The sequence below is a fragment of the Variovorax sp. efr-133-TYG-130 genome (genome assembly GCF_030208835.1).
In the GTDB taxonomy this organism is placed as follows: Bacteria; Pseudomonadota; Gammaproteobacteria; order Burkholderiales; family Burkholderiaceae_C; genus Variovorax.
Genome location: NZ_JARVTD010000029.1, coordinates 247,467 through 273,102, shown reverse-complemented (window position 1 = coordinate 273,102; position 25,636 = coordinate 247,467). Strand labels below are relative to the sequence as shown.

The window sequence follows — 25,636 nt, the reverse complement described above, 5'->3', positions numbered from 1 at the left end:
GCCCGCGCCATGACATTCATGCCGGCCGAGCACTTCGGCTTTCTCCTGATGGGCGCGTGGGGCACGCTGCAGCTCTCGGCGCTCGCATTCATCGGCGGCGGGCTCATCGGGCTCGCGGTGGCGCTGGCGCGCGTGTCGCCGGTGAAGGCGGTGCGCGTGGCGGCCGCGGGCTACATCCAGGTCATCCAGGGCACGCCGCTGCTGGTGCTGATGGGGGTGTGCTTCTTCGGGCCCAACATCGCGGGCATCGGCTCCGTGCCCGCGCTGGCGGCGGCGGCGCTGGCCATCACCGTGTACGCCAGCGCCTTCCTCGGCGAAATCTGGCGCGGCTGCATCCAGGCCGTGCCGCGCAGCCAGTGGGAAGCGGCCGAATGCCTGGCGCTCACGCGCCTCGAGCGCATGCGCCGCGTGATCCTGCCGCAGGCGCTGCGCATCGCGACGCCGCCCACGGTGGGCTTCCTGGTGCAGATCATCAAGAACACGTCGATTGCGTCGCTGGTGGTCGGCTATGCCGAGCTTTCCTACAACGCCAAGGTGCTGAACAACTCGACCTTCCAGCCCTTCCTGTATTTCGGGTGCGCGGTGGTTCTGTATTTCATTCTTTGCTACCCGCTCTCGCGATGGAGTCGCGCCCTTGAAAGGAAGCTCAATGCAGCCCGTGGTTGAACTCAACGACGTCCACAAGCACTTCGGCAAGCTGCATGTGCTCAAGGGCGTGTCGTTCTCGGTCCAGCGCGGGCAGGTGGTGGCGATCATCGGCCAGAGCGGCTCGGGCAAGAGCACGGCGCTGCGCTGCATCGACCGGCTGGAGACCATCGACAGCGGCACCATTCAGTGCTGCGGCCACGCGGTGCACGACCCCGCCCTGAACCTGCGCGCGCTGCGCAAGGACGTGGGCATCGTGTTCCAGAGCTACAACCTGTTCCCGCACCTCACGGTCAAGCAGAACATCACGCTCGCGCCGCAGTCGGTGAAGAAGATGAGCGGCTCGGAAGCCGGCGCCATCGCCATGGAGGTGCTCGAGCGCGTGGGCCTGGCCGAGAAGGCCGATGCCTACCCCGAGCAGCTCTCCGGCGGCCAGCAGCAGCGCGTGGCCATCGCGCGCTCGCTCGCGATGAAGCCGCAGCTCATGCTGTTCGACGAAGTCACCTCCGCGCTCGACCCGCAGCTCACCGGCGAGGTGCTCAAGGTGATGGAGAAGCTCGCCTCCGAAGGCATGACCATGATCCTCGTCACGCACGAGATGGCCTTCGCGCGCGGCGTGGCCGACAAGGTCATCTACATGCACCAGGGGCTGGTGTGGGAGGAGGGCGACGCCAGCATCCTCGGCAATCCGCAGACGCCGGAGCTGCGCCAGTTCATCGGCACCGGGCTTTGAGCCGCGCGCCACCGACACCCGCTTTCATCAACAACTCCAGGAGACCATCGATGACCCGCTCTTTCCTCGCCCGGCGCCGCGGCGCACTGCTTTCCGCGCTCGCACTGGCACTGCCGCTCGCCTTCGCCGGCGGCGCGGCGCATGCCGACCAGCTCGACACCATCACGGCCGCCAAGAAGATCCGCGTGGCCATCGACCTGGCCGTGCCGCCCTATGGCCTGAAGGACGAAAAGCTCAACGCCACCGGCTCCGACGTGGAAACCGCGCGCCTGCTGGCCAAGAGCCTGGGCCTCGAACTCGAGATCGTGCCGACCACCGGCGCCAACCGCATTCCCTTCCTGCAGACCGACAAGGCGGACATCGTGATCTCCAGCATGTCGGTCACGCCCGAGCGCGAGAAGGTGGTCGACTTCTCGGTGCCCTACGCCGCCATCCTGGCCGTGGTGGGCGCGCCCAAGAGCATGAACATCACCGGCCCGGCCGACCTCGCGGGCAAGAAAGTGATCGCCACGCGCGGCACCACCAACGACCAGGAAGTGACGAAGATCCTGCCGGCCGGCGCGCAGATCGTTCGCTTCGACGACGACGCCACCTCCATCACCGCCGTGGTGAGCGGGCAGGCCGACATCTTCGCCACCGCGCCGCCGCTGCTGAAGACCATCAACGACAAGAACCCGGCCAAGCAGATGGAGCCGAAGTTCACCATGAAGGTCAACATGATGGCCATCGGCATGCGCAAGAACGAACCGCGCCTGAAGGCCAGGCTCGACGAGTTCGTGAAGGCGCAACTCAAGAGCGGCGAGCTCAACACCATCTACAAGAAGTTCCACGGCGCCGACCTGCCGGCCGACGTGACGCGCAACGCAGGCTGATCGCGATGGCGAAGATCGACCAGGTCGAGATCGCGCAGATCGACATCGCGCCGAAGGTCAGGCGCACCGACGCCATCCAGTCCTTCGTGACGCAGGAAACCGTGATGGTCACGGTGCGCTGCGACGACGGCTCGTCGGGCACCGGCTACACGTACACCATCGGCACGGGCGGCTCGTCCATCGTGGCGCTGCTGAACGACCACCTGGCGCCGCGGCTGATCGGGCGCGACCCGCAGCAGTACGAGGCCATCTGGCGCGACCTGTTCTTCCACACGCACGCCACCGCCGTGGGCGCGATCACCAGCCTGTCGCTGGCGGCGATCGACACCGCGCTGTGGGACCGCAACGCGCGGGCGGCAGGCTTGCCGCTGTGGAAGCTGGCCGGCGGCGCGCAGCAGCGCGTGCCGGTCTACACCACCGAAGGCGGCTGGCTTCACATCGAGCCCGCGCAGCTGGTGGAGCAGACACTGGCCGCCAAGGCCGACGGCTTCCTGGGCGCGAAGATCAAGGTCGGCAAGCCGCACGTGGCGCAGGACATCGCGCGCCTGTCGGCCGTGCGCGAAGCGGTCGGCGCGGATTTCGAGCTGATGGTGGATGCCAACCAGAGCTTCACCGTGGCCGAGGCCATACGCCGTGCGCGCCAGTACGCGCCGCTCGACCTCGCGTGGTTCGAGGAGCCGATGCCGGCCGAGCATGTGCGCGCGCATGCGCAGCTGCTGGCCAGCACCTCGGTGCCGATCGCGGTGGGCGAATCGATGTACCACCCGTCGCAGTTCGCGGAATACATCCAGCAGGGCGCCTGCTCCATCGTTCAGGCCGACGTGGCGCGGGTGGGCGGCATCACGCCGTGGCTGAAGATCGCGCACCTCGCGGAGGCGCACAACATCGCGATGTGCCCGCACTTCCTGATGGAGCTGCATGTGAGCCTGTGCGCCGCCGTGCCGAATGCGCGCTGGGTCGAATACATCCCGCAGCTCGACGACCTGACGACAAGCCGCCTGCGCATCGAGGACGGGCATGCGGTGGCGCCGGAAACGCCCGGGCTGGGCATCGAGTGGGACGCCGACCAGTTGAAGGCGCGGCGCAAGTTCACGCCGCTGGTGCTGCGCGGCTGAGCCGGCCGGTCAGTCGGCTTCGATGAGGCTGCGCAGCGACTGCAGGTCGCGCGCGATCCAGCCGGCGTCGCGCTCGAAGGCCGCATCGTCCATGTGCGGCTGTCGCAGCAGCGTGAACTGCAGCTCGCAGGCGTCGGGCCCGACGCCGATCACGCGGAACGGCAGGTAGACCTCGGGCACGCCTTCAGGCGTGACCCAGTGGTCGAGCACGCCGAAGTCGTTGCGCGGCGCGAAGCGCATGCGGGCGTCGCCGCTCTCGGGCGTGCGCACGATCCAGTGGTCGCCGTGCGGCACCAGCGCGCTCTTCGCAAGGCCGCTGGCCCAGTCGGGCAGGCGCTTCGGATCGGCGGCCAGCACGTAGGCGCGGCGCCATTCGCAGGCCACGCGCTGCGTGATGACGCGGGACTGGACGGCAGCACTGCCTTCATTCGTCGTCGATTTCATCGAAGTCGCTCCTGAGTACCTTGGACACGACGGCGCCCGAGAAACCGCGCGCCATCAGGAATCGCATCTGCTTGGCCCGTTCCTTCGCGTCGGCGGGCGCGGCGTCGAAGCGGCGGCGCCAGAGGGCGGTGGCGCGCTCCACCTCGGTTTCCTGCAGGCCGGCCACCGCTTCGGCGATGGCCTCGGGCGCGATGCCCTTGGCCTGCAGTTCCTGCTTCACCCGCAGCGCGCCGGAGCGGGCCGCCCGCTGGTTGAGCACCGAGGCCACCACGCGCGGCTCGCTGATGAAGTCCTTGGCGGCCAGTTCGTCGAGCGCCTTGGCCAGCGTGCCGGGCTCTTCTTCATGCTTGGCGAGCTTGCGCTCCAGCTCCAGGCGCGAATGCTCGCGCTGGCTCAGCAGGCGCAGTGCGCGGCCTTTGAGGGACGGGGCGTCGAATGCCATGCGGGAACCGCTCGCGCGGCCCGGCAGGGGACCGCGCTCGGGGGCTTGTTACTCGCCCTTGTCCGCCTTCTCGGCCTTGGCGGCCTTCTGCGGCTTCTCGGGCGTGGAGCCGGCATCGGCTGCCAGCAGCGGAATGCCCAGCGACTCGCGCACCTTGTTCTCGATCTCGCGCGACAGCTCGGGGTTCTCGCGCAGGAACTCGCGGGCGTTGTCGCGGCCCTGGCCGATCTTCTCGCCGTTGTAGGCGTACCAGGCGCCCGACTTGTCGACGATCTTGGCGGTCACGCCCATGTCGATGATCTCGCCTTCGCGGCTGATGCCTTCGCCGAACAGGATGTCGAACTCCGCCGTCTTGAACGGGGGCGAGACCTTGTTCTTCACCACCTTCACCTTGGTTTCGTTGCCGATGGCCTCGTCGCCCTTCTTGATGGTGCCGATGCGGCGGATGTCCAGGCGCACCGAGGCGTAGAACTTCAGCGCGTTGCCGCCGGTGGTGGTTTCGGGCGAACCGAACATCACGCCGATCTTCATGCGGATCTGGTTGATGAAGATGACCATGCAGTTGGTCTTCTTGATGGTGGCGGTGAGCTTGCGCAGCGCCTGGCTCATCAGGCGGGCCTGCAGGCCGGGCAGCGAGTCGCCCATCTCGCCTTCGATTTCGGCCTTGGGCGTGAGCGCGGCGACCGAGTCGACCACGATCAGGTCGACGGCGCCCGAGCGCACCAGCGAATCGACGATTTCGAGGGCCTGTTCGCCGGTGTCGGGCTGGCTGATCAGCAGGTCGGACAGGTTGACGCCGAGCTTCTGGGCGTATTGCACGTCGAGGGCGTGTTCTGCGTCGACGAAGGCGCAGGTGCCGGCCTGCTTCTGCATGGCGGCGATGACCTGCAGCGTGAGCGTGGTCTTGCCCGAGGATTCAGGGCCGTAGATTTCGATGACGCGGCCGCGCGGCAGGCCGCCGACGCCCAGCGCGATGTCCAGGCCCAGCGAGCCGGTGGAGACCACCTGGATGTCTTCCAGCGCCTCGCCTTCGCCGAGCCGCATGATCGTGCCCTTGCCGAACTGCTTTTCGATCTGGGCCAGCGCGGCTTGCAGCGCCTTGGCTTTTTCACTGTTGGCGACCGAGATGCTTGCGCCCTTGACGACTGCGTCCATGTGGAAACTCCTTGAATATCAACGGTTTGTGTCTGGTTTCACCCATCTGCTTTTAACCACAGGCTGGATGCTTGAACAGTAGTGTAGGGGCTGATGCCGCTGCGTAAACCTGTTTTTTGGTCAGTTTGCTTTACCATTTGGCACATGAGCGAAACCGCCTTTCCGACCGATCCCGACGCCTGGCGGCAGACCCACCTGGGCCGCCTGCTGGGCCACGCCATGCGCCGTTTCGACGAGCGCGTGCTGGAGCTGATGGCGCACGACGTCGACGTGCCGCTGGCGTTGTCGAACCTCGCGGCGCGCGCGCAGGTGAGCGCGGCGCACATCCACATCACCCGGCACCTGGCGCGCGAGGGCTCGCGCCTCACCGAGCTGGCCGAGCGCGCCGGCATGACCAAGCAGGCGATGGGCGCCCTGGTGGACCAGTGCGAGGCCTGGGGCCTGGTCACGCGCGGCCCCGATCCGCTCGACGCGCGGGCCCGGCGCGTGCTGTTCACGGCCGACGGGCTGGCCTGGCTCGACGCCTTCCACGGCGCGGTGACGCAGGCCGAGCGCGAGTTCCGCAGCAGCGTGGGCGACGACATCGCCACCGTGGTAACCATCGGACTGGAAGCCTATACAGCGGGCTAGACTTCGAGGCAGAGACAAACGTCGACGGCGCCGCCGGGCGCCCGACACCCAAACAGGCCGGAGGTGGCGCATATGCGGATTCTGATTGCCGAAGACGACCAGGTGCTGGCCGATGCCCTGCTGCGCAGCCTGCGCACCTCGGGCGCGGCGGTCGACCACGTGGCCAACGGCTCGCAGGCCGACACCGCGCTCATGACCCATGACGAGTTCGACCTGCTGATCCTCGACCTCGGGCTGCCCAGCCTGCACGGCATCGAGATCCTCAAGCGCCTGCGCGCGCGCGGCTCGCAGCTGCCGGTGCTGGTGCTCACGGCGGCCGACAGCGTGGAAGAGCGCGTCAAGGGCCTGGACAACGGCGCCGACGACTACATGGCCAAGCCCTTCAGCCTGCAGGAACTCGAGGCCCGCGTGCGCGCCCTCACGCGCCGCGGCATGGGCACCACCAGCAACGCGATCCGCCACGGCCCGCTGGTGTACGACCAGGCCGGCCGCGTGGCCACCATCGACGGCAAGATGATCGAGCTGTCGGCGCGCGAACTCGGCCTGCTCGAAGTGCTGCTGCAGCGCGCCGGCCGGCTGGTGAGCAAGGACCAGCTGGTCGACCGCCTCTGCGAATGGGGCGAGGAGGTGAGCCTCAACGCGATCGAGGTGTACATCCACCGGCTGCGCAAAAAGATCGAGAAGGGCCCGGTGCGCATCGCCACGGTACGCGGGCTGGGCTACTGCCTCGAGAAGATCCAGAACTGACAGAGGCCTCAGTCCACGCACCGGCCCGCTACGGCTGCTTGCGCAGGCCAGCCGACAGCGTGGCGCCATCGCTGGTACGGATCAGGAACATGATGTTGCGGAAGAAGCCGTTGCTGTCGAAGTTGCCGGCGGGCACAAGGCCGATGGCGGCCGGGCCCTTGTAGGGAAGATCGGTCCTGAGCTTGCAGGCGTCCTTGGCATCGGTGGCGGCGTTGACCGCACTCATGGCGAGACCGTACATGTTCTTGCTCGTGCCGGGCTGCGCCTGCGCGATCGTGCCCGAAATGCTGCAGGTGCCGATCTGCAAGCCGACCGTCTTGCCGGTGAATGCCCCCTTGTCGTCGACCTCGATCGTGACGCTGATGCCGAAGGTCGTATCCGTGTTGGCCCACTTGCCGACCACGCTGTCCTGCGACACCGCGAGCGCGTTCTCCGCGGCATAGCCCAGCGGCCCGAATTTCGACGGTTCACGCGAGCCGTGGGCATAGGTTCCGCTTATCGACTTCTTCGACACGAAAGTGCCGGAGCCCGTCACGGGCGAGGCGTCGATGAAGTAGTACAGCGTGTCGGGGTTGAAGGACCAGTCGAGTCCCGAAACCTTGATCGATCCCCACAGCGTGCCGACGACGAACTTGGCGGCCACGGAGCCGTCGGCACCGACAAAGCCGAGGTCGAGCAGCGAGCCGTATATGCCTTCGCTGTCGTTGCCCACTGCGGCGGTCGAGCCGGGTTGAGGCGCGCTCAGCGACGGCAGCGGTTCGCTGCCCTGCACGGGATCACGGTTCGCTGCAGGTGCGGGCGCAGGCGCGGGTGCCGGCGACGGTGCGGGTGCGGGTGCAGGCGAGCTCGATGGCAGTGGCAGCAACGGCATCCCCCCGCCGCCCCCGCTGCCGCCTCCTCCACATGCCGTGATCCCCACTCCCGTGGCAAGCACGGTCGCAGCAACCCAGAACGGCCTTGGGCAGCCGCCCGGTGACTTGGTCTTCATGATTCACTCCCTGAGATTTTTTCGAATTGCAGAAACTGCGTGCAGAGACTACAACCGAGCACCGCGCAAACTTCAGCATCCCGTTTTGTTGCAATGGCACTAAATCACGCTCGTCGTGGATTTCTTGAGCCTCATCAGGAACTTCACACTTGAAATTATTTCAGCGCGCGCAGCGCTCGCTGTTCGGCGAGATCCTCGACTGGATGCTCACGCCGCTGCTGCTGCTGGTGCCGGTGAGCATCGGCGTCACCTGGCTGGTGGCACAAGGCATCGCCAACGCGCCCTTCGACCGCGCGCTCGAGCACAACGTGAAGGCGCTGGCCGAGCTGGTGACGGTGAAGGAAGGGCACACGCAGTTCGTGCTCTCGCAGTCGGCGCGCGAGATCCTGCGGGCCGACGATGCAGGCCACGTCTACTACCAGCTGCTCGACGGCCACGGCACGCTGCTGAGCGGCGAGCGCGACATTCCCCAGCCCGGCCTCGACGAGCCGCTGCCGCCCAACCAGGTGTTCCTGCACAACAGCGACGTGCACGGCCAGCCGGTTCGCGTGGCCTCGATGTGGCTGGCCAGCGGCCGCGACGACGTGCCGCCCTCGCTGCTGCAGCTGGCCGAGACGCGCGAGAAGCAGTCGGTGCTGGCGGCCGAGATCATCAAGGGCGTGCTGCTGCCGCAGTTCGCGATCCTGCCGCTGGCGGTGCTGCTGATCTGGCTGGCGCTGGTGCGCGGCATCAAGCCGCTGTCGGTGGTGGAGGCGCGCATCCGCGAGCGGCGCCCCGGCGACCTGAGCCCGCTCGACGAATCATCGGTGCCGCTCGAAGTGGTGCCGCTGGTGTCTTCGGTGAACGAGCTGCTGGACAAGCTCAACGATTCCATCGGCACGCAGAAGCGCTTTCTGGCCGACGCGGCGCACCAGCTCAAGACGCCGCTGGCGGGCCTGCGCATGCAGGCCGACCTGGCGCAGCGCGAAGGCGCCAACGCCGACGAGCTGAAGCAGTCGCTCAAGCAGATCGGCCGCGCCAGCAAGCGCGCCACGCACACGGTGAACCAGCTGCTGTCGCTGGCGCGCGCCGAAGGCAACAGCGCCAACGTGCACCACCAGCCCTGCGACCTGGCGCGGCTCACCATCGAGGTGGTGCGCGAGGCGGTGCCGCGGGCCATCGAGAAGCGCATCGACCTGGGCTACGACGGCGCCGAGGCGGGCGCGCCCGGCGTGATGTTCGACGGCAACCAGACGCTGCTGAAGGAGCTGGTGCGCAACCTCGTCGACAACGCGCTGAACTACACGCCGTCGACGCCGGAGCGCCCGGGCCTGATCACCGTGCGCGTGCTGGCAGACCCCTTCGGCCACGTGCTGCTGCTGCAGGTGGAGGACAACGGCCCCGGCATCGCCGAGGCCGACCGCGAGCTGGTGTTCGAGCCTTTCTACCGCGTGCTCGGCAACGAGGCCGATGGCTCCGGGCTGGGGCTGCCGATCGTGCGCGAGATCGCGAACCAGCACCGCGCGCAGGTGAGGCTGGAGGATGCGCATCCCGGCAAGCATCCGCCGGGGGCGCTCTTCACGGTGCGCTTCGAGGCCGAGGCGCCTGTCTGAGCCTGATGGTCAGGGGGAGGGCGCGGGCGCGGCAGCTGCGGGGGCCGGGGTTGGAGTCGGAGCCGGCCCGGCAGGCTTCGCGTCGTTGCGGATCTGCAGCCACTCGGGCCGGATCTGCCGCGCGAGACGCTGCGGCTCGCGCTCGTTGAGCCCCGCCGGCGCCAGGCCGAAGCCGGCGAGATCGCCGCGCGCCCACAGGAAGTAGCCGGCGTTGGCCAGCAGCAATACGACGAGCAGGAGACGCAGCTTCATGCGGATCGGCCGGTCAGAACGCCATGCCGCGAGGGCGCACGCTTACTTCGTCGCTCGATATGAGCTGCAGCCCGGCGTCGGTGCGCACCTGCAGTTCGCCGCCCCAGGCCACGCCTTCGCACAGGCCGGTGGTGCCGTCGCTGAGCGCCACTTCACGGCCGCGCAGCACGTCGCGCGCGGCAAAGCGTTCGGCAAAAGGCGCGAAGCCGCGCGCCTCGAAATCCAGCACGGCCTGCACGAGCGGCGGGGCCAGCTCGCCCAGCACCTCGGGCGCGCTGGCATCGGGGCGCCACTGGCGCAGCCAGGCCGGCGGGGTGCGCATGCCGTCGGCATCGCGCGCGCCGATGTTCACGCCGATGCCGATCACGAGGTAGCGCGACGCATCGGGCCGGCCGCTGGACGGCAGCGCGGTCTCGATGAGGATGCCCACCAGCTTGCTGTCGTTGACCCACACGTCGTTGGGCCACTTGAGCCCGACCTTGTGTGCGCCGGAGGGGTCGAGGCTCTCGGCCACGCTGACACCCACGGCCAGCGACAGGCCGGACCAGTCGGCGGGCGCCAGCGGCAGGCCCAGCGAGAACAGCAGGGAGGCCGAGGCTTCCTGCCGCGGTGCGCTCTGCCAGGGCCGGCCCAGCCGGCCGCGCCCTGCCGTCTGGTGCTCGGCCACGAGCAGCACGGGCTCGACACGCCCGGCGCGCGCACGGCGCATCAGTTCGGTGTTGGTGGAATCGATCTCGGCCACGGCCTCGACGGTGAAGCCGGGCAGCAGCGGGGCGACCGCCGCGGCGATCCGGTCTTCGAACCAGTCGGCGGTGGTGCTGCCCATGTTCAGTCCTTCCCGGACTTGTCCTTCCTGGCGGATTTTTTCTTTTCAGCCTTATTGCCGGCCTTCTTTTCGGCCTTCTTGGCTTCTTTCTTTTCGGCCTCTTTTTTCTCGGCCTTCTTCTTCTCGGCTTTCTTTTTGTCTTTCTTCTTCTTTTTCTTTTCTTCGTCCTCATCCTTGGGCGTCAGCAGCGTGCCGCGGCACTGCTCGGAGCCGCACCAGCAAGGGAATTCGGACAGAAGCTTCGGCGTGTACGGCTCGTCGATGATCAGGCCGTAGTCGTAGTTGAGCTCTTCGCCTGCGGCGATGTTGCGCAGCGCCTTGATATAAACGCGCCCATCGACCTCGTCCGCCTCGCAGTTCGGTTCGCACGAGTGGTTGATCCAGCGCGCGTCGTTGCCCTTGACGTTGCCGTCGATCACACGCCCGTCGTCGATGTGGAAGTAGAAGGTGTGGTTGGGCTGGGCCGGGTCGTGCGGATGGCGGCGCAGCGCTTCCTTCCAGCTGATGATCTCGCCCTTGTATTCGATCAGCGTTTCGCCTTCGGCCAGGTCCTGCACCGCGAACACGCCGTTGCCGTGGACATCGGAGCGCCGCATCTGGATTCGGCGACCGGCGGAAAGTGGGGTTTTGGAAGGCATCGCCGAAGTCTGTTAGTTTGAATATGCACACATGCGCGTGTGCGCGTGCGCACGCGGGAAGCCGCAGATTGTATGTGGCCCCCACGCTCCCGCACTGCGTGTCGTCGCTGCCCCCCGAGGGGGCCGCAGGCCGCCTTGAGGCGGCTCGGCGGCGGCCTGAGAACTTTTTAGGAATTGTTGATGAAGACCTTGGTAATCGCAGAAAAGCCGTCGGTGGCGCAGGACATCGTCCGCGCCCTCACGCCGGTGGCCGGCAAATTCGACAAACATGACGAGCATTTCGAGAACGACAGCTATGTCGTGACCAGCGCTGTCGGTCACCTGGTCGAAATCCAGGCGCCCGAGGAATTCGACGTCAAGCGCGGCAAGTGGAGTTTTGCCAACCTGCCCGTGATTCCGCCGCACTTCGACCTGAAGCCGGTCGACAAGACCAAGACGCGCCTGAACGCGGTGGTCAAACAGGCCAAGCGCAAGGACGTGACGCAGCTCATCAACGCATGCGACGCGGGCCGCGAGGGCGAGCTGATCTTCCGCCTGATCGAGCAGTACGCCGGCGGCAAGTCGGGGCTGAACAAGCCGGTCAAGCGGCTGTGGCTGCAGTCGATGACGCCGCAGGCCATCCGCGACGGCTTCGACGCGCTGCGCACCGAAAAGCAGATGCAGGGCCTGGCCGACGCCGCGCGCTCGCGCTCCGAGGCCGACTGGCTGGTGGGCATCAACGGCACGCGCGCCATGACCGCATTCAATTCGCGCGACGGCGGCTTCTTCCTCACGACCGTGGGCCGCGTGCAGACGCCGACCCTCTCCGTCGTGGTGGAGCGCGAGGAACAGATCCGCAAGTTCGTCTCGCGCGACTACTGGGAAGTCCACGGCAGCTTCGCGGCCGAGGCCGGCGAGTACCCCGGCAAGTGGTTCAACCCCGACTGGAAGAAGGCCAGCGCGCCGCTCCTGGCCAACGGCGAACCCGACCCCGAACAGCGCGCCGACCGCGTATGGAACGAGCAGGAAGCCCGCGCCATCGCCGACGCCTCGCGCGGCAAGCCCGCCACCGTCACCGAAGAAAGCAAGCCCACCACGCAGGCTTCGCCGATGCTGTTCGACCTGACCTCGCTGCAGCGCGAGGCCAACGGCCGCTTCGGCTTCAGCGCCAAGACCACGCTGGCGCTGGCGCAGAGCCTGTACGAGCGCCACAAGGCGCTGACCTACCCGCGTACCGATTCGCGCGCGCTGCCGGAAGACTATCTTCCCGTCGTCAAGCAGACCATGGGCATGCTCGCCAACAGCGGCATGAAGCACCTGGCGCCGTTCGCCAAGCAGGCGGTCGACGGCAACTACGTCAAGCCCAACAAGCGCATCTTCGACAACGCCAAGGTGTCGGATCACTTCGCCATCATCCCGACGCTGCAGGCCCCCAGCGGCCTGAGCGAGGCCGAGCAGAAGCTGTACGACTTCGTAGTGCGCCGCTTCCTGTCGGTGTTCTTCCCAAGCGCCGAATACCAGGTCACCACGCGCATCAGCACGGTGGAGCAGGGCGGCAGGAAGTACCCCTTCCGCACCGACGGCAAGGTGCTGGTGAAGCCGGGCTGGCTCGCCATCTACGGCAAGGAAGCCCAGGACGACGAGAAGGAAGACGACAAGGACGGCAAGCGCCTCGTGCCGGTGAAGCCGGGCGAGATCGTGAAGACCGAGTCCGCCGACATCAAGGGCCTGAAGACGCGCCCGCCGGCGCGCTACTCCGAAGCCACGCTGCTCGGCGCGATGGAAGGCGCGGGCAAGACCATCGACGACGACGAGCTGCGCGAAGCCATGCAGGAGAAGGGCCTGGGCACGCCAGCCACGCGCGCGGCCACCATCGAAGGCCTGATCACCGAGAAATACATGCTGCGCGAAGGCCGCGAGCTGATTCCCACGGCCAAGGCCTTCCAGCTCATGACGCTGCTGCGCGGCCTGGGCGTGGAAGAACTCTCCAAGGCCGAGCTCACCGGCGAGTGGGAATACAAGCTCGCGCAGATGGAGAAGGGCGCGCTCAGCCGCGACGCCTTCATGCGCGAGATCGCCGAGATGACGGAGCACATCGTCAAGAAGGCGAAGGAATACGACCGTGACACCGTGCCGGGCGACTACGCCACCCTGCAGACGCCGTGCCCCAACTGCGGCGGCATCGTGCGCGAGAACTACCGCCGCTACGCCTGCACCGGCAAAAGCGGCACCGGCGAGGACGCCTGCGGCTTCTCGTTCGGCAAGTCGCCGGCCGGGCGCACCTTCGAGGTGGCCGAGGCCGAGGCGCTGCTGCGCGACAAGCACATCGGCCCGCTGGACGGCTTCCGCTCCAAGGCCGGCTGGCCCTTCACTTCCGAGATCGTCATCAAGTTCGACGACGAGGCCAAAAACTGGAAGCTGGAGTTCGACTTCGGCGACGACAAGAACGCCGACACCGGCGAGATCGTCGACTTCAGCGACCAGGACACCGTGGGCCCGTGCCCGGTATGCGGCGCGCCGGTGTTCGAGCACGGCAGCAACTACGTCTGCGAGAAGTCGGTGCCGACCAATGCGCAACCCACGCCAACGTGCACCTTCAAGACCGGCAAGATCATCCTGCAGCAGCCGGTGGAGCGCGCGCAGATGGAAAAGCTGCTGGCCACCGGCAAGACCGACCTGCTCGACAAGTTCGTGAGCATGCGCACGCGCCGCGCCTTCAAGGCCTTCCTGACCTGGAACGCCGAAGAGGGCAAGGTGACCTTCGAATTTGCACCGCGCGAGGGCGGCAGCAAGTTCCCGCCGCGCAAGACCTTCGGCAAGGCCGCGCCCGCGGGCAAGACGGCGGCAGCCAAGAAGGTGGCGGCGAAGAAGACGCCCGCCGCCAAGAAGGCACCGGCCGCGAAGAAGGCCGCCGCGCCGCGCAAGCCTGGCGCGGGCTTGAAGCCCAGCGACTCGCTGGCCGCGGTGATCGGCGCCGAACCGGTGGCGCGCACCGAAGTCATCAAGAAGCTGTGGGACTACATCAAGGCCAACGGCCTGCAGGACGCGACCAACAAGCGCGCGATCAATGCCGACGCCAAGCTCAAGCCGGTGTTCGGCAAGGACCAGGTGACGATGTTCGAACTCGCGGGCATCGTGGGCAAGCACCTCTCGGCGACCTGAGCCATGCGGCGCAGACACTTCGCAGCGAGCGTGGCCCTGGCGGCCGTCGCGACGCTGGGCGGCGCCGGCATGGCGCATGCCGCCGCGTGGCCCGACAGGCCGGTCAAGCTGGTGGTGCCGTTCCCGCCGGGACAGGCCACCGACATCTTCGCCCGCGCGATGGCCGAGCAGCTCGGCAGGCGGCTGGGCCAGCCGGTGATCGTCGACAACAAGGCCGGCGCCGGCAGCAACATCGGCACCGAGTTCGTGGTGCGCTCGCAGCCCGACGGCTACACGCTGGTGGTAGCGGGCAGCGCGATGGCGGTGAACCAGACGCTCTACGCCAAGCCGGGCTTCGATCCGCGCAAGGACCTGGTCGGCATCTCGCTCATCGCGAAGGTGCCGCTGGTGTTCCTGGCCACGCCGGAGAGCGGCATCCGCACGCTGGCCGAGCTCACCGCGCGCGCCAAGGCGGAACCCGGCCGGCTGAGCTACGCGAGCGCCGGCATCGGCGGCACGCAGCATCTGTCGGGCGAGATGTACAAGTCGGCCGCGCATGTGTTCATCACGCACATTCCGTACCGCGGCAGCGGCCCGGCACAGTCGGACTTCCTGGGCAACCAGGTGCCGCTGATGATCGACTCGGTGACGGCCGCGCTGCCGCACATCAAGTCGGGCAAGGCGGTGGCGCTGGCGGTCACGTCGGCCACGCGCTCGTCGCAGCTGCCCGAGGTGCCCACCGTGGCCGAAAGCGGCGTGGCCGGCACGAAGAACTTCGAGGCGGTGGGCTGGCTCGGCCTGATGGCGCCGCGCGGCACGCCGCCCGAGATCGTCGAGCGCCTCAACCACGAGGTGACGGACATCCTCAAGAGCGAGCAGATGGCGCGCTTCATCCGCGAGCGCGGCTCCGAGCCGGCGCCCACCACGCCGGCGGAGTTCGACCGCTTCGTGGCGAGCGAGATCCGCCTGTGGGGCGCCGCGGTGAAGGCTTCGGGCGCAAAGCCCGAATGAGCCGTTCGACCTAGCAGGGCTCAGGCGGGCGCCTGCGCCTCTTTGGCGCGGTCGACCTCCGCCAGCAGCCAGCTGCGGAAATGATCGAGCGTGGCCAGCTGGCCGCGCCCTTCCGGATAGCAGAACCAGTAGCCCTCGTTGCCCCTGTAGCCGCCGCCCGGCAGCGGCTCGTCCACCAGCCCCGAGGAAATTTCGTCCTGCACCAGGCAGCGCGGCACCAGCGCCACGCCCATGCCGACCATCACCGCGCGGATCATGGTCTGGAACTGGTCGAACTGCGGACCGGCCAGCGGGTCGAGGCCGCGCACGCCGTGCGTCTCGCTCCAGTGCAGCCACGACTGCGGCACCGTGACGTGGCGCAGCAGCGTGCAGCGCGCCACGTCCTGCGGCGTGCGGATGGCGACCTCGGCCTGCGCGGCGCGCGGCGCGATCAGCGCCACGTCACGGCCCGCGAGGTAGTGCGATTGCGCGCCGGGCCAGTGGCCGTCGCCGAAAAGAATGGCGCAGTCGAGCTCGGGCCGCTCGAAGTCGTAGCCGTGCACGAAGGGCACGAAATGCAGCGTGATCTGCGGATGGGCGCGCTGGAAGTCGGGCAGCCGCGGAATCAGCCACTTGGCGCCGAAGGTGGGCAGGGTGGACAGGTGCAGCGCGCCGCCGCCGTCGCCGCTGGTGATGAGCTCCAGCGTGGCCGCCTCCAGCTGCGCGAGCAGGGAGCGCACCGTCTTCTCGTAGCGCTCGCCGGCCGGCGTGAGCGCCAGTCGCTTGCGGTTGCGCTCGAACAGCGGCGCGCCGATCCAGCGCTCGAGCTCCTGCACCTGCTTGCTGACCGCGCCCTGCGTGAGGTGCAGCGCCTCGGCCGCGCGCGAGACGCCGCCGAAGCGCACCACGGTGGAAAAGGCACGCAGCAGGTTCAGCGGAGGATTGAGACGGCGCAACGACATGGCAGGATGCCCATTAAAACATTCCAGATCAGAATGTTAGCTGGTCTATCCTTTGCTTCTGAAGTGAGGCGAAATCGCTCCTTCTCACTCAATGCACATTGGAATCCACCCCATGCAACGTCGTCATTTCATCTCCACGCTGGCCGCTGCTTCGATCCTTCCAGGAATATCCTTTGCCCAGGGCAAGCCCATTCGCCTGGTCGTTCCGTTCCCGCCCGGCGGCGCCACCGACATCACGGCGCGCGTGCTCGGCGAGCCCGTGGCCAAGATCCTTCAGCAGCCGGTGGTCATCGACAACCGCGCCGGTGCCGGCGGCTCCATCGGCATGGCCGAGCTGGCCCGCGCCACGCCGGACGGCCTGACCTTCGGCATCGCCACCCTGTCCACGCACGGCGTGAACCCGGCCGTGTACCAGAAGCTGCCGTACGACCCGATCAAGGGCTTTGCCGCAGTGACCGAGATCGTCAAGGCGCCGGGCGTGATCGTCATCAACCCGGCGAAGCTGCCGGTGGCCAGCTTCGCCGAGCTGGTGAAGTACCTGAAGGCCAACCCGGGCAAGGTGTCTTACGCCTCTCCGGGCAACGGCACCATCGGCCACATGTGGGGCGAGCTGTTCAAGAGCAGCACCGGAACCTCGATGGTGCACATCCCCTACCGCGGTGCGGGCCCGGCCATCAACGACGTGCTCGCGGGCGAAGTGCCGGTGTACTTCGACCAGGTGGCTTCCTCGCTGCCGCACGTGAAGGCGGGCAAGCTGAAGGCGCTGGCCGTGTCGTGGAACGGCCGCCTCGACGTGCTGCCCGACGTGCCCACCTACGGCGAGCTGGGCTATCCGGCCAACAACGACCCGTCGTGGTTCGGCATGATCGCGCCCGCCGGCACGCCGGCCGAGCTGGTGCTGCGCATGCAGCAGGCCGTGGCCACCGCGCTGAAGGACGCCTCGGTGCGCGAGCGCCTGGCGCTGCAGGGCCTGTACGCATCGGGCACCACGCCGGCGCAGTTCACCAAGCAGATCGCCAGCGAGATCGACAAGATGAAGAAGGTGGCCGAATTCGCACGCGTGCGATTGGACTGAGCCCGGCCTGCCTATGCATCCAGTCCTGAAACTGATTCAAACCCGCGCCCAGGTGACGAGCGTTGCCGGGCATACGCCGCTGGTGCTGGACTCCCCGCACAGCGGCACCGTCTACCCCGAGGACTTCGGCACGGTGCGCGACCTCGCGACGCTGCGCCGCGCCGAGGACACGCACGTGGAAAAGCTCTACGCCTTCGCCCCGGCGATGGGCGTGGCCTGGGTGGAGGCGCACTTTCCGCGCAGCTACCTGGACGCCAACCGCGACACCACCGAGATCGACACCACGATGCTGCAGGGCGAGTGGACCGACCCGGTCTCCACCGATCCGCGCGTGCTGTCGAAGGTGCGCCTGGGCAAGGGGCTGATCTGGAAGCTCACCGACGAAGGCCTGCCGATCTACGACCGGCAATTGCCGGTGGAAGAGGTGCGCCAGCGCATCGACACCTGCTGGCGCCCGTATCACGCGGCGGTGGCGCAGGCCATCGACGAGGCGCATGCGCGCCACGGCTACAGCATCCACATCAACTGCCACTCGATGCCGGCCATCGCGGCCAGCCATGCCACCGACTTCCCGGGCCTGGCGCATGCCGACTTCGTGATCGGCGACCGCGACGGCAGCACCGCCGACCCGGCGCTGTCGCGCAAGATCTGCGAGCACCTGCGCGGCTTCGGCTACAGCGTGGACTACAACCACCCCTACAAGGGCGTGGAGCTGGTGCGCCGCAACGGCGACCCGGCAGGCCACCGGCACAGCATCCAGGTGGAGATCAACCGCAAGCTCTACATGGACGAGACCACGCTGGCGCTGGACGAGGCCGGCGCCGCGCGGCTGCAGGGGCACCTGCGCTCGCTGGTCGAGATGCTGCTGGCGACGGACCCGCGCTGAGCGGCCCGCCGCAGGCCAACAACCCTGCCGGCCCCGGTGTGTTGTTACACGAGGGGCCGGGCCGGCGGCCTATAGTGGAAACGGTCATGACCCACCACACCTCTTGGAGTTTCCAGTGAAGCCATTCATTGCAGCCGTTCTTGCCGTCGCGATGGGCGCGCTCGTCGCGGGTTGCGCGGGCACCGGCTCAGCCGGCAGCGCCAATGCATCGAGCGCCGCCACACCCACGGGCGGCAGCGGCGTCACCGTGTTCGGCACCATCGACGCCGGCGTCTCCGGCACGAAGAACAGCTCGCGCTGATTCAGCGCGCCACGCCCCTTCTTCGGGCCGTCGGCCGCCACGTCCGAGGCAGCCTCGAGCACGCCCACCCACTCGGCCACGAAACGGTCGTACATCTCGCGGTGCGCCTCGACCTGCGCGTCGATCACCGCATCGACGATCTCCCGCAGCGGCCACGGTCTCGCGGATGGTGATGGGAGCGCGGCCTCAGCGCCGCAGCAGTGCCTGCTTCAGCAGGCGCGCGGCGCGGTTGCGGATGCGCCCGGGCATGCCGCGCATGCTGCTCGTGCGCGGCGCCACGCGCGCGGTGGCGCAGGCCCAGAGGAAGTCGTGCAGGATGGGCGTGTCGTCGACCGTCTCGGTACTGCCGTACTTGTGGAACTCGGGGTGCCACTGGGTCGCGGCGATGTAGCTGCGGCCGCGATCGGCCCGGCGCCGGATGGCCTCGGGCACGCGGTCGGGCAGGCTCCAGGCCTCGATGTCGAAGCCGGGCGCGATGTCCTTCACGCCCTGGTGGTGGATGCTGTTCACCCGCGCGGTCTTCAGGTCGGGGTAGAGCTTCGACAGGCGGGTGCCCTGCACCAGCTCGATCTGGTGGAAGTTCTGGTCGTAGGTGACCGGGTCGCGGTGCTTGAGCGTCTCGGGGTGCCCGTGCTGCGCCTCGATGTCCTGGTAGAGCGTGCCGCCGAAGGCCACGTTGATGAGCTGCAGCCCGCGGCACACGCCGAAGATGGGCTTGCCGGCCTGCTCGAAGGCTTCGACCAGCGCCAGGTCGTAGAGGTCGCGGATGCGGTCGCCGATCCATGCGTCCTTCAGCGGCACCTCGCCGTAGCTGCCGGGCCAGACGTCGGCGCCGCCGTGCATCACCACCCCGTCGAGCCATTCGGCGTAGTGCGAGAGCTTGGTGTCGCCGCGCGCGGTCTCGCCGGTGGGGCAGGGCACCATCACCACCATGGCGCCAGCGGACATGAGCCAGTGCGCGATCGATTGCTCGACGTACTGCAGCGTCTTGTTGGTGAAGAGCGATCGGGCGGGGTCGGCATGCGAGAAGCAGGCGGACAGGCCGATCTTGAGCCGGGCGGAAACAGGTTGTGTCATCGCGGGACTGTCGACGGAGCGAACCGGACGGGTGATGCGAAAAGGAAAATCCATTGTGGCTCGTTGGCCTCTCGCACGGGGTCGGACGACACGCCAAGTATGCTTTCAACGCGACGCCCACGAACAAGGAAGACAAACCGATGAAGACAATCAAGGGTCCGGCCATTTTTCTCGCCCAGTTTGCGGGCGACACGGCACCGTTCAACACGCTCGACGGCATTGCGGGCTGGGCCGCCGGGCTCGGCTACAAGGGCGTGCAGATTCCCAGCTGGGACGCCCGCCTGTTCGACCTGAAGAAGGCGGCCGAAAGCAGGACCTACTGCGACGAGGTGAAAGGCACGCTGGCGAAGCACGGCCTGGAGATCACCGAGCTCTCGACACACCTGCAAGGCCAGCTGGTGGCGGTGCACCCGGCCTACGACGCGGGCTTCGACGGCTTCGCGGCGCCCGAGGTGCGCGGCGATCCGGCCAGGCGCCAGCAATGGGCGGTGCAGCAGCTTCACTTCGCGGCCAAGGCATCGGCCAACCTGGGCCTCACGGCGCATGCGACCTTCTCGGGCGCGCTGGCCTGGCCGTATCTCTATTCGTGGCCGCCGCGCCCGCCGGGACTCATCGAGGAAGCCTTCGACGAGCTCGCGCGCCGCTGGCGGCCGATCCTCGATGCCTTCGACGCGGCGGGCGTGGACGTGGGCTACGAGATCCACCCCGGCGAAGACCTGCACGACGGCGTGAGCTACGAGATGTTCCTGGAGCGCGTGAACAACCATCCGCGCGCCTGCCTGCTGTACGACCCGAGCCACTTCATGCTGCAGCAGCTCGACTACCTGGCCTACATCGACCACTACCACGAGCGCATCAAGATCTTTCACGTGAAGGACGCCGAGTTCAACCCGACCGGCAAGCAGGGCGTGTACGGGGGCTTCCAGAGCTGGATCAACCGCGCAGGCCGCTTCCGCTCGCTGGGCGACGGTCAGGTGAACTTCAAGGCCATCTTCTCGAAGATGGCGCAGTACGACTTCCCGGGCTGGGCGGTGCTCGAATGGGAGTGCTGCATCAAGCACCCCGAAGACGGCGCACGCGAGGGTGCGAAGTTCATTGCCGACCACATCATCCGCGTGGCCGACCGGGCCTTCGACGACTTCGCCGCGGGCGGCGTGGACGTGGCGGCCAACCGGCGGATGCTCGGGCTGGGCTGAAATCTTCAGCGGTGCAGCGGGCAACCGTTGCGCTCGCTGCGGTAGTCCGACGAAGCCGCATACGCCGCCTTGCGCGCGCGCATCACGTTGCCCAGCGGCCGGTGCGCGGCCAGCGCATGCCAGGGGTTGAAGGCCATGCCGTCGTCGATCTCGCGCGCCAGCGCCTCGCTCCAGCCTTCTTGCGGATCGGCCGTGATGCGCGCGACAACAATGAACGGGCTGAGCGCCTGCGGCCATTCGACCGATGCGTCTTCGACCGGCATGCGTTCCAGGTCCACGCACAGCTGCACGCGCAGTTCCCACACGGCGGGGTTCGCGCGGATGAAGTCGGCCACCGCCTCGCGCGTGCCGTCGGGCTTGCCGGCGAGGTCGAGCGGCGCGTTCTCCAGCGCCAGCAGCGCCGGGGAAACAGGCGCCAGCTGCAGCTTGGCGATGTAGGCGCCATAGCGGATCGGCACCTGCGTGAAGAAGGTGGCGCCGAGGGGGTGCGTCTCCGCATGGCCGCCGAGTGCGATCAGCGTGCCGCTCTGGCCGCCGAAAGTCTCGACCGCCTTCTCGACGCCCTGCAGCACGCCAGACAGCACGCGCTTGGCGTTCGGCGCCTTGTCGGTGGTGCCCGCAAGCAGCTTCAGAGTGCGCAGGAAGCCCTTGGCGTCGGGCGCGGAGAACACCGGTCCGTCGACGAACAGGAAGTCCTGCGTGGAGCCGCCTTCGGCACCGTCGACGCGCGGACCTTCCACGCCGAGCACCTTCAGGGCCATGCCGCGCGGCAGCGAGACGCGGTCGTCGAGCACCTCGGCGGGCGGCGTCGACAGCCGCATGACGACCGGGTAGCGGCGCGCCGACGCGAAGAGGCCCTGCGCCAGCGTTTCGGGCAGGCCGTCGAGCACGCTCAGTTCGCCGCGCAGCAGGCCGTGGCTCTTGGCGTGCACCGCGCGCATGGCATGGCCGGTGTGGTCGGCCATGGTTTTCTCCATGTCGACGAGCGTGGCCACCAGGTCGGTCTGCGTCTGCGCCTCGTCGTCGCGGAAGGTTTCCACGGCGGGGTCGTAGCGCACGGGGGTTGCTGAAGAGAGTGCGGTCGTGTTCATGCCTCGATTGAGCGCAGTGGCCCGCGCAACGGCTGTAGGAGCGCGACGCCATCGCGTGCGCTCGAATGCCTGCGTGGGCGGGCTTACAGCAGTTGCACCAAGCGCTGGATGGCGCCGTCGATCTGCGCTTCGCCGATCAGCCCGTAGCCGAACGACAGCCCGTTGGGCACGTCGGGCGCGTGCGGATCGAGCGCGAAGCGCGAGAGCGGCGGCAGCACGATGCCGGCCGCCGCGGCGCGCTCGACCACCACGTCGGCCCGCGTCGGGCCGTGCAGCCAGGCCGACAGGTGCAGCCCGGCGTTGGATGGAATCGCCTCGAGCCGCCCGCCGCCGTGCCGCGCCAGTGCGTCGAGCAGGGCGGCGCGCCGAGCGCCGTACAGCTTGCGCATCTTGCGGATGTGCCGGGCCAGGTGCCCCTCGGCAATGAAGGCCGCGAGTGCTTCCTGCCCCAGCACCGGGCCGTGCCAGTCGGCCAGTTCGCGCGCCCGCACCAGCGCCGCGCGGGCCCATGGCGGCGCGACCACGAAGCCCAGGCGCAGCGCGGGAAACAGGCTCTTGGAAAAAGTGCCGACGTAGAACACCGACTCGGCGCGGTCCAGCGTCTGCAGTGCATCGAGCGGCCGGCCGGCGAAGCGGAATTCGCTGTCGTAGTCGTCTTCCACCACGACCGCATTGCGTGCCCGCGCGAAGGCCAGCAGTGCGGCACGCCGCTGCGGCGACATCGCCACGCCGGTGGGAAACTGGTGCGACGGCGTCACGCAGACCACGCGCGCTTCGGGCGGAATGCGCTCGACGCACAGGCCCTCGGTGTCGGTCGGCACGGTGACCACTTTCGCGCCCGCGGCCAGCATCGCTTCGCGCAGCGAGGGATAGAACAACTGCTCGACCGCGACCACGGTGCGCCCCGGTACGACCAGGATGCGCGCGAGCAGCCCGAAGGCCTGCTGCGCGCCGGCCGTCACCACGATGTCGCCGGCTGTGCAGCCCACCGCGCGGGTGAACGACACATGCCGCGCGATCGCCTCGCGCAGTGCCTGCTGGCCCTGCGGGTCGGCGTAGTCGGCGGTCTGCCGCGCGACGCGGCGCAGCGCTCGGTCGGACAGGCGGCGCCAGATGTCGAAGGGAAAGGCGCTCACGTCGGGCAGGCCGACGCGGAAGTCGTCGCGCGCGGCTTGCGGCTGCAGCGTCGGCGCGAGATCGGCGCCGGGCACGTGCAGCGGCACCAGCCGGGGGTCGCGCCCGGCCGCCATGCCCCGCGCCGGGCGGGCGGGACGGCCGCGCCGCGAGGCCGGCAGGGTGTCGGCCACGTAGGTGCCGGCGCCGGGACGCGCCAGCAGGTAGCCCTCGCTCAGCAGCAGGTCGTAGGCCGCGAGCACGGTGTTGCGCGACACGCCGAGCCGCTCGGCCAGCGCGCGCGTGGCGGGCAGGCGCGCGCCGGGCTGCAGCCGGCCGTCGAGGATGGCGCCGCGCAACTGCCGGTGCACTTCGCGCAGCAGTTCGCGCGAGCCGGCGCCCGGCAGGCGGATGGCGAGTTCGAAAAGTGGTTCCATGAACTTCGCCGATTGTGGTTCTTTCAAGGAGCCAATCGCAATCCTATTCTGAAGGCCTCGGAACACCTTTGAACGGAGCATTCCATGCCAACCAACCCCACTGCCGCGCCCTTGCCCGAACGGTTGCCCATGAGCCTCGGCTGGCTCGCGCTGGGCGCCTTCGCCATCGGCACCGAAAGCTTCATGGTCGCGGGACTGCTGCCGGTGCTGGCGGCCGACCTGCAGGTCAGCGCCGCGCGGGCCGGACAGTTGGTGCTGCTGTTCGCGCTGAGCTACGCCGTCGGCTCCCCGCTGATGGCGGCGTTGTTCGCGCGCTTCGGGCGGAGGCCGCTGCTGATCGCCAGCCTCGCCGCGTTCTCGGGCCTCGCACTGGCGGCGGGACTGGCGCACGGCTTCGCGCAACTGGCGCTCGCGCGCATCGCGCTGGGGCTGGCGGCCGGCGTGTTCCTGCCGACCGCGAGCGCGGTGGCGGCGGCGATGGTGTCGCCCGCACTGCGCGGCCGGGCGCTGGCCATCGTGAGCGGCGGCGGCACCGTGGCGGTGGCGCTCGGCGTGCCGCTGGGCGCGTGGATCGCGAGCTGGGGCGGCTGGCGCACGGCCTACCTGCTGATCGCGGCGGTGGCGGCACTGGCCGCCTGGGGCCTGGCCCTGGGATTGCCGCGCGCCCTGGCCCAAGCCCCCGCTACCGCGAAGCAGGCACCGGCCTTCGAGGCGGCGCGCGCACCCGGCGTGCTGCCGGCGCTGCTCGTCACCCTGCTGTGGGCCACCGGGGGCTTCAGCTTCTACACCTACATCGCGCTGTTCCTGTCGGACACGCTGGGCCTAGGGGCCGAAGGCGCGAGCGCGGTGTTCTGCGCCATCGGCGTGGCCGCGGCCCTTGGCACCGCGGCCGGCGGCTGGGCCACCGACCGCTTCGGCGCCGACCGCGTGGCGCAGGGTTTTGCACTGTTGCTGGTGCTGATTCTGGGCGGGCTGTCGTTCGCGGCGCAGATGCTGCCGCGCGGGCTGGCGTTGCCGCTGATCGTGGGGCTGTCGGCGCTGTGGGGCTTTGCCGGCTGGGGCTTCGGGCCGGCGCAGGCGGTGCGGCTGATCCGGCTGGCGCCGGAGCGCGCGCCGATGACGCTGTCGCTCAATGCATCGGCGACGTACCTCGGCATCGCGGCAGGCTCGGCGCTGGGCGGCGCGGCCATCGAGCTGTTCGGCGTGAGCGCGGTGGGATGGGCGGGCGCCGCGATGCAACTCGCAGGGCTGGCGCTGCTGCTTCGGGCGGCTCGCAGGGCACGGAGGGCCTGTTCCGCCCCGGCATCGCTATGTTTTTAGTAGCTGAAAACCTCTGATCGCTGGCCCCTCGGGGCCTTTTTCATGGAAGCGTTGTAATTAAGACAAGCGGTCGTCATGCCCTGCGGGCTATAATGTCGGGTTCGTTTCGATACCACGACGAAGAATTTCGTCAATACCGCCGGCTGACCTGCACTGTCCTTGGATTCTTCAGGCCCCTCATTCCCAAGCCGGCTCATACAGTGTGTTGGAGCGCCAGACCGGGCGCCCATGATTGCCACCACTGCCTTCGTTCCTGTTGAAGCGAATAGCGCGTCCGCCGCGCCATTCCGGCCGGCCCACGCCCGTTTTCAATTATTTTTCAGGCTCTTCGCGCTTCGTATCCGCGCGCCGAGCCAAGGCTTCATGGACATCATTCAACACAGTATCGCGGTGGGCAAGTACCTTGTTTCGCCGCTCATCCGACACCAGGACGACGGCAATTTCGCCGCTTCCGTCTCCATCCGCTCCGGCAGCGGCAGCGGCATGCACGACCGCGTGATGCGTTTCACGCCGCGCTTCGCCAGCCACGCCGCGGCGGTCCGCTATGCCGTCGACGAGGGCCTTGGCTGGGTGCGCGAACGCGCCCCCCTCGCACTCCCGTGCGCGGCCTGAAACAATTACGCCCGATTCCATCTCCAACACACATCGAACGATTCAGAGGTAATCACACATGCCCAAGGAAGAACTGATCGAAATGAACGGCGCGGTGACCGAAGTCCTGCCCGACTCGCGCTACCGCGTCACGCTCGACAACGGCCATCAGCTGATCGCCTACAGCGGCGGCAAGATGCGCAAGCACCACATCCGCATCCTGGCGGGTGACAAGGTGTCGCTCGAACTCTCGCCCTACGACCTGACCAAGGGCCGTATCACCTTCCGTCACCTGGAACGTCGCGGCCCGCCGCCGACCAACTCCGGCAACAACAACGCACCCCGCCGCTGATCCGCGACTGACGCAAGGCCTTGCGGCGCCCCGCCAAGGGAGCCGG

The 25,636-nt window shown here is 68.4% G+C and carries 27 protein-coding genes; 15 read left to right on the top strand and 12 right to left on the bottom strand.

Annotation, left to right across the window (positions count from 1 at the left end):
* Positions 1 to 18 precede the first annotated feature (18 nt).
* The 4 genes from QRN67_RS24145 to QRN67_RS24130 are packed head-to-tail and all read left to right on the top strand — an operon-like array spanning position 19 to position 3,365.
* The gene (locus QRN67_RS24145; protein ID WP_285414056.1) at positions 19 to 666 is read left to right on the top strand and encodes an amino acid ABC transporter permease; all 648 of its coding nucleotides are present in this window, start codon (positions 19 to 21) and stop codon (positions 664 to 666) included.
* Positions 650 to 1,378: an amino acid ABC transporter ATP-binding protein gene (locus QRN67_RS24140; protein ID WP_285413906.1), complete on the top strand. Its 729-nt coding sequence runs from the start codon at positions 650 to 652 to the stop codon at positions 1,376 to 1,378. The genes QRN67_RS24145 and QRN67_RS24140 overlap by 17 nt, the downstream gene beginning before the upstream one ends.
* A gap of 50 nt (positions 1,379 to 1,428) precedes the next feature.
* Positions 1,429 to 2,250 (top strand): transporter substrate-binding domain-containing protein, encoded by an 822-nt coding sequence (locus QRN67_RS24135; RefSeq protein ID WP_285413905.1) that lies wholly within the window; start codon positions 1,429 to 1,431, stop codon positions 2,248 to 2,250.
* A gap of 5 nt (positions 2,251 to 2,255) precedes the next feature.
* A complete protein-coding gene (locus QRN67_RS24130; RefSeq protein WP_285413904.1) occupies positions 2,256 to 3,365 on the top strand; it encodes a mandelate racemase/muconate lactonizing enzyme family protein in 1,110 nt (369 codons plus the stop codon).
* A gap of 9 nt (positions 3,366 to 3,374) precedes the next feature.
* On the opposite strand, the gene QRN67_RS24125 is transcribed toward QRN67_RS24130, so the two are convergent.
* From QRN67_RS24125 to recA, 3 genes are read right to left on the bottom strand one after another with little or no spacing between them, the layout of a single operon-like run.
* Positions 3,375 to 3,809 (bottom strand): SRPBCC family protein, encoded by a 435-nt coding sequence (locus tag QRN67_RS24125; RefSeq protein WP_285413903.1) that lies wholly within the window; start codon positions 3,807 to 3,809, stop codon positions 3,375 to 3,377.
* Positions 3,790 to 4,251: a recombination regulator RecX gene (recX, locus tag QRN67_RS24120; RefSeq protein WP_081268705.1), complete on the bottom strand. Its 462-nt coding sequence runs from the start codon at positions 4,249 to 4,251 to the stop codon at positions 3,790 to 3,792. The genes QRN67_RS24125 and recX overlap by 20 nt, the downstream gene beginning before the upstream one ends.
* A 48-nt stretch (positions 4,252 to 4,299) precedes the next feature.
* Positions 4,300 to 5,406, bottom strand: a complete 1,107-nt coding sequence (gene recA / locus QRN67_RS24115; RefSeq protein WP_081268704.1) for a recombinase RecA — start codon at positions 5,404 to 5,406, stop codon at positions 4,300 to 4,302.
* A gap of 144 nt (positions 5,407 to 5,550) precedes the next feature.
* Between recA and QRN67_RS24110 the strand changes: the two genes are divergently transcribed.
* Positions 5,551 to 6,036, top strand: coding sequence for a MarR family winged helix-turn-helix transcriptional regulator (locus tag QRN67_RS24110; protein ID WP_106936359.1), 486 nt, complete (start codon positions 5,551 to 5,553; stop codon positions 6,034 to 6,036).
* 72 nt (positions 6,037 to 6,108) lie between these two features.
* A complete protein-coding gene (locus QRN67_RS24105) occupies positions 6,109 to 6,783 on the top strand; it encodes a response regulator transcription factor (protein WP_081268702.1) in 675 nt (224 codons plus the stop codon).
* Between the two features lie 28 nt (positions 6,784 to 6,811).
* Here the strand turns inward: QRN67_RS24105 and QRN67_RS24100 are convergent, their stop codons facing one another.
* The gene (locus QRN67_RS24100) at positions 6,812 to 7,555 is read right to left on the bottom strand and encodes a hypothetical protein (protein ID WP_285413901.1); all 744 of its coding nucleotides are present in this window, start codon (positions 7,553 to 7,555) and stop codon (positions 6,812 to 6,814) included.
* A 365-nt stretch (positions 7,556 to 7,920) separates the two neighbouring features.
* On the opposite strand from QRN67_RS24100, the gene QRN67_RS24095 reads away from it, so the two are divergent.
* A complete protein-coding gene (locus QRN67_RS24095) occupies positions 7,921 to 9,363 on the top strand; it encodes a sensor histidine kinase (RefSeq protein WP_285413900.1) in 1,443 nt (480 codons plus the stop codon).
* A gap of 9 nt (positions 9,364 to 9,372) precedes the next feature.
* On the opposite strand, the gene QRN67_RS24090 is transcribed toward QRN67_RS24095, so the two are convergent.
* The 3 genes from QRN67_RS24090 to QRN67_RS24080 are packed head-to-tail and all read right to left on the bottom strand — an operon-like array spanning position 9,373 to position 11,079.
* A complete protein-coding gene (locus tag QRN67_RS24090) occupies positions 9,373 to 9,615 on the bottom strand; it encodes a sporulation protein (RefSeq protein ID WP_285413899.1) in 243 nt (80 codons plus the stop codon).
* Between the two features lie 13 nt (positions 9,616 to 9,628).
* Entirely contained in the window at positions 9,629 to 10,441 is an 813-nt protein-coding gene (locus tag QRN67_RS24085) for a biotin--[acetyl-CoA-carboxylase] ligase (RefSeq protein WP_285413898.1), read from the bottom strand.
* Positions 10,442 to 10,443: 2 nt separating this feature from the next.
* A complete protein-coding gene (locus QRN67_RS24080) occupies positions 10,444 to 11,079 on the bottom strand; it encodes an SET domain-containing protein (protein ID WP_285413897.1) in 636 nt (211 codons plus the stop codon).
* Between the two features lie 180 nt (positions 11,080 to 11,259).
* On the opposite strand from QRN67_RS24080, the gene QRN67_RS24075 reads away from it, so the two are divergent.
* Entirely contained in the window at positions 11,260 to 14,220 is a 2,961-nt protein-coding gene (locus QRN67_RS24075) for a DNA topoisomerase III (protein ID WP_285413896.1), read from the top strand.
* A 3-nt stretch (positions 14,221 to 14,223) separates the two neighbouring features.
* A complete protein-coding gene (locus tag QRN67_RS24070) occupies positions 14,224 to 15,210 on the top strand; it encodes a tripartite tricarboxylate transporter substrate binding protein (RefSeq protein ID WP_285413895.1) in 987 nt (328 codons plus the stop codon).
* A 20-nt stretch (positions 15,211 to 15,230) separates the two neighbouring features.
* Here QRN67_RS24070 and QRN67_RS24065 read toward each other — a convergent pair whose 3' ends face one another.
* Positions 15,231 to 16,151, bottom strand: coding sequence for a LysR substrate-binding domain-containing protein (locus tag QRN67_RS24065; protein ID WP_081268695.1), 921 nt, complete (start codon positions 16,149 to 16,151; stop codon positions 15,231 to 15,233).
* A gap of 112 nt (positions 16,152 to 16,263) precedes the next feature.
* On the opposite strand from QRN67_RS24065, the gene QRN67_RS24060 reads away from it, so the two are divergent.
* On the top strand, positions 16,264 to 17,226 hold the full coding sequence (locus QRN67_RS24060) for a tripartite tricarboxylate transporter substrate binding protein BugE (RefSeq protein WP_081268694.1): 963 nt from the start codon (positions 16,264 to 16,266) through the stop codon (positions 17,224 to 17,226).
* A gap of 13 nt (positions 17,227 to 17,239) precedes the next feature.
* Positions 17,240 to 18,112: an N-formylglutamate amidohydrolase gene (locus QRN67_RS24055; protein WP_285413894.1), complete on the top strand. Its 873-nt coding sequence runs from the start codon at positions 17,240 to 17,242 to the stop codon at positions 18,110 to 18,112.
* Between the two features lie 84 nt (positions 18,113 to 18,196).
* Here the strand turns inward: QRN67_RS24055 and QRN67_RS33225 are convergent, their stop codons facing one another.
* Together QRN67_RS33225 and QRN67_RS24045 are read right to left on the bottom strand one after the other, a co-directional pair.
* On the bottom strand, positions 18,197 to 18,541 hold the full coding sequence (locus QRN67_RS33225; protein WP_350226937.1) for a hypothetical protein: 345 nt from the start codon (positions 18,539 to 18,541) through the stop codon (positions 18,197 to 18,199).
* A 58-nt stretch (positions 18,542 to 18,599) separates the two neighbouring features.
* On the bottom strand, positions 18,600 to 19,490 hold the full coding sequence (locus tag QRN67_RS24045; protein WP_081268691.1) for a gamma-glutamyl-gamma-aminobutyrate hydrolase family protein: 891 nt from the start codon (positions 19,488 to 19,490) through the stop codon (positions 18,600 to 18,602).
* A 140-nt stretch (positions 19,491 to 19,630) separates the two neighbouring features.
* Between QRN67_RS24045 and QRN67_RS24040 the strand changes: the two genes are divergently transcribed.
* Entirely contained in the window at positions 19,631 to 20,686 is a 1,056-nt protein-coding gene (locus QRN67_RS24040) for a sugar phosphate isomerase/epimerase family protein (RefSeq protein ID WP_285413893.1), read from the top strand.
* A gap of 5 nt (positions 20,687 to 20,691) precedes the next feature.
* On the opposite strand, the gene QRN67_RS24035 is transcribed toward QRN67_RS24040, so the two are convergent.
* Positions 20,692 to 21,777, bottom strand: coding sequence for a catalase family protein (locus QRN67_RS24035; RefSeq protein ID WP_285413892.1), 1,086 nt, complete (start codon positions 21,775 to 21,777; stop codon positions 20,692 to 20,694).
* Positions 21,778 to 21,860: 83 nt separating this feature from the next.
* A complete protein-coding gene (gene pdxR / locus QRN67_RS24030; RefSeq protein WP_285413891.1) occupies positions 21,861 to 23,327 on the bottom strand; it encodes a MocR-like pyridoxine biosynthesis transcription factor PdxR in 1,467 nt (488 codons plus the stop codon).
* Between the two features lie 84 nt (positions 23,328 to 23,411).
* Here pdxR and QRN67_RS24025 point away from each other — a divergent pair, with 84 nt between their 5' ends.
* The 3 genes from QRN67_RS24025 to infA all read left to right on the top strand — a co-directional run bounded on the left by QRN67_RS24025 (position 23,412) and on the right by infA (position 25,590).
* Positions 23,412 to 24,647: an MFS transporter gene (locus tag QRN67_RS24025; RefSeq protein WP_285413890.1), complete on the top strand. Its 1,236-nt coding sequence runs from the start codon at positions 23,412 to 23,414 to the stop codon at positions 24,645 to 24,647.
* A 363-nt stretch (positions 24,648 to 25,010) separates the two neighbouring features.
* Positions 25,011 to 25,259: a hypothetical protein gene (locus tag QRN67_RS24020; protein WP_081271150.1), complete on the top strand. Its 249-nt coding sequence runs from the start codon at positions 25,011 to 25,013 to the stop codon at positions 25,257 to 25,259.
* Positions 25,260 to 25,317: 58 nt separating this feature from the next.
* A complete protein-coding gene (gene infA / locus QRN67_RS24015) occupies positions 25,318 to 25,590 on the top strand; it encodes a translation initiation factor IF-1 (protein WP_015867950.1) in 273 nt (90 codons plus the stop codon).
* Positions 25,591 to 25,636 lie beyond the last annotated feature (46 nt).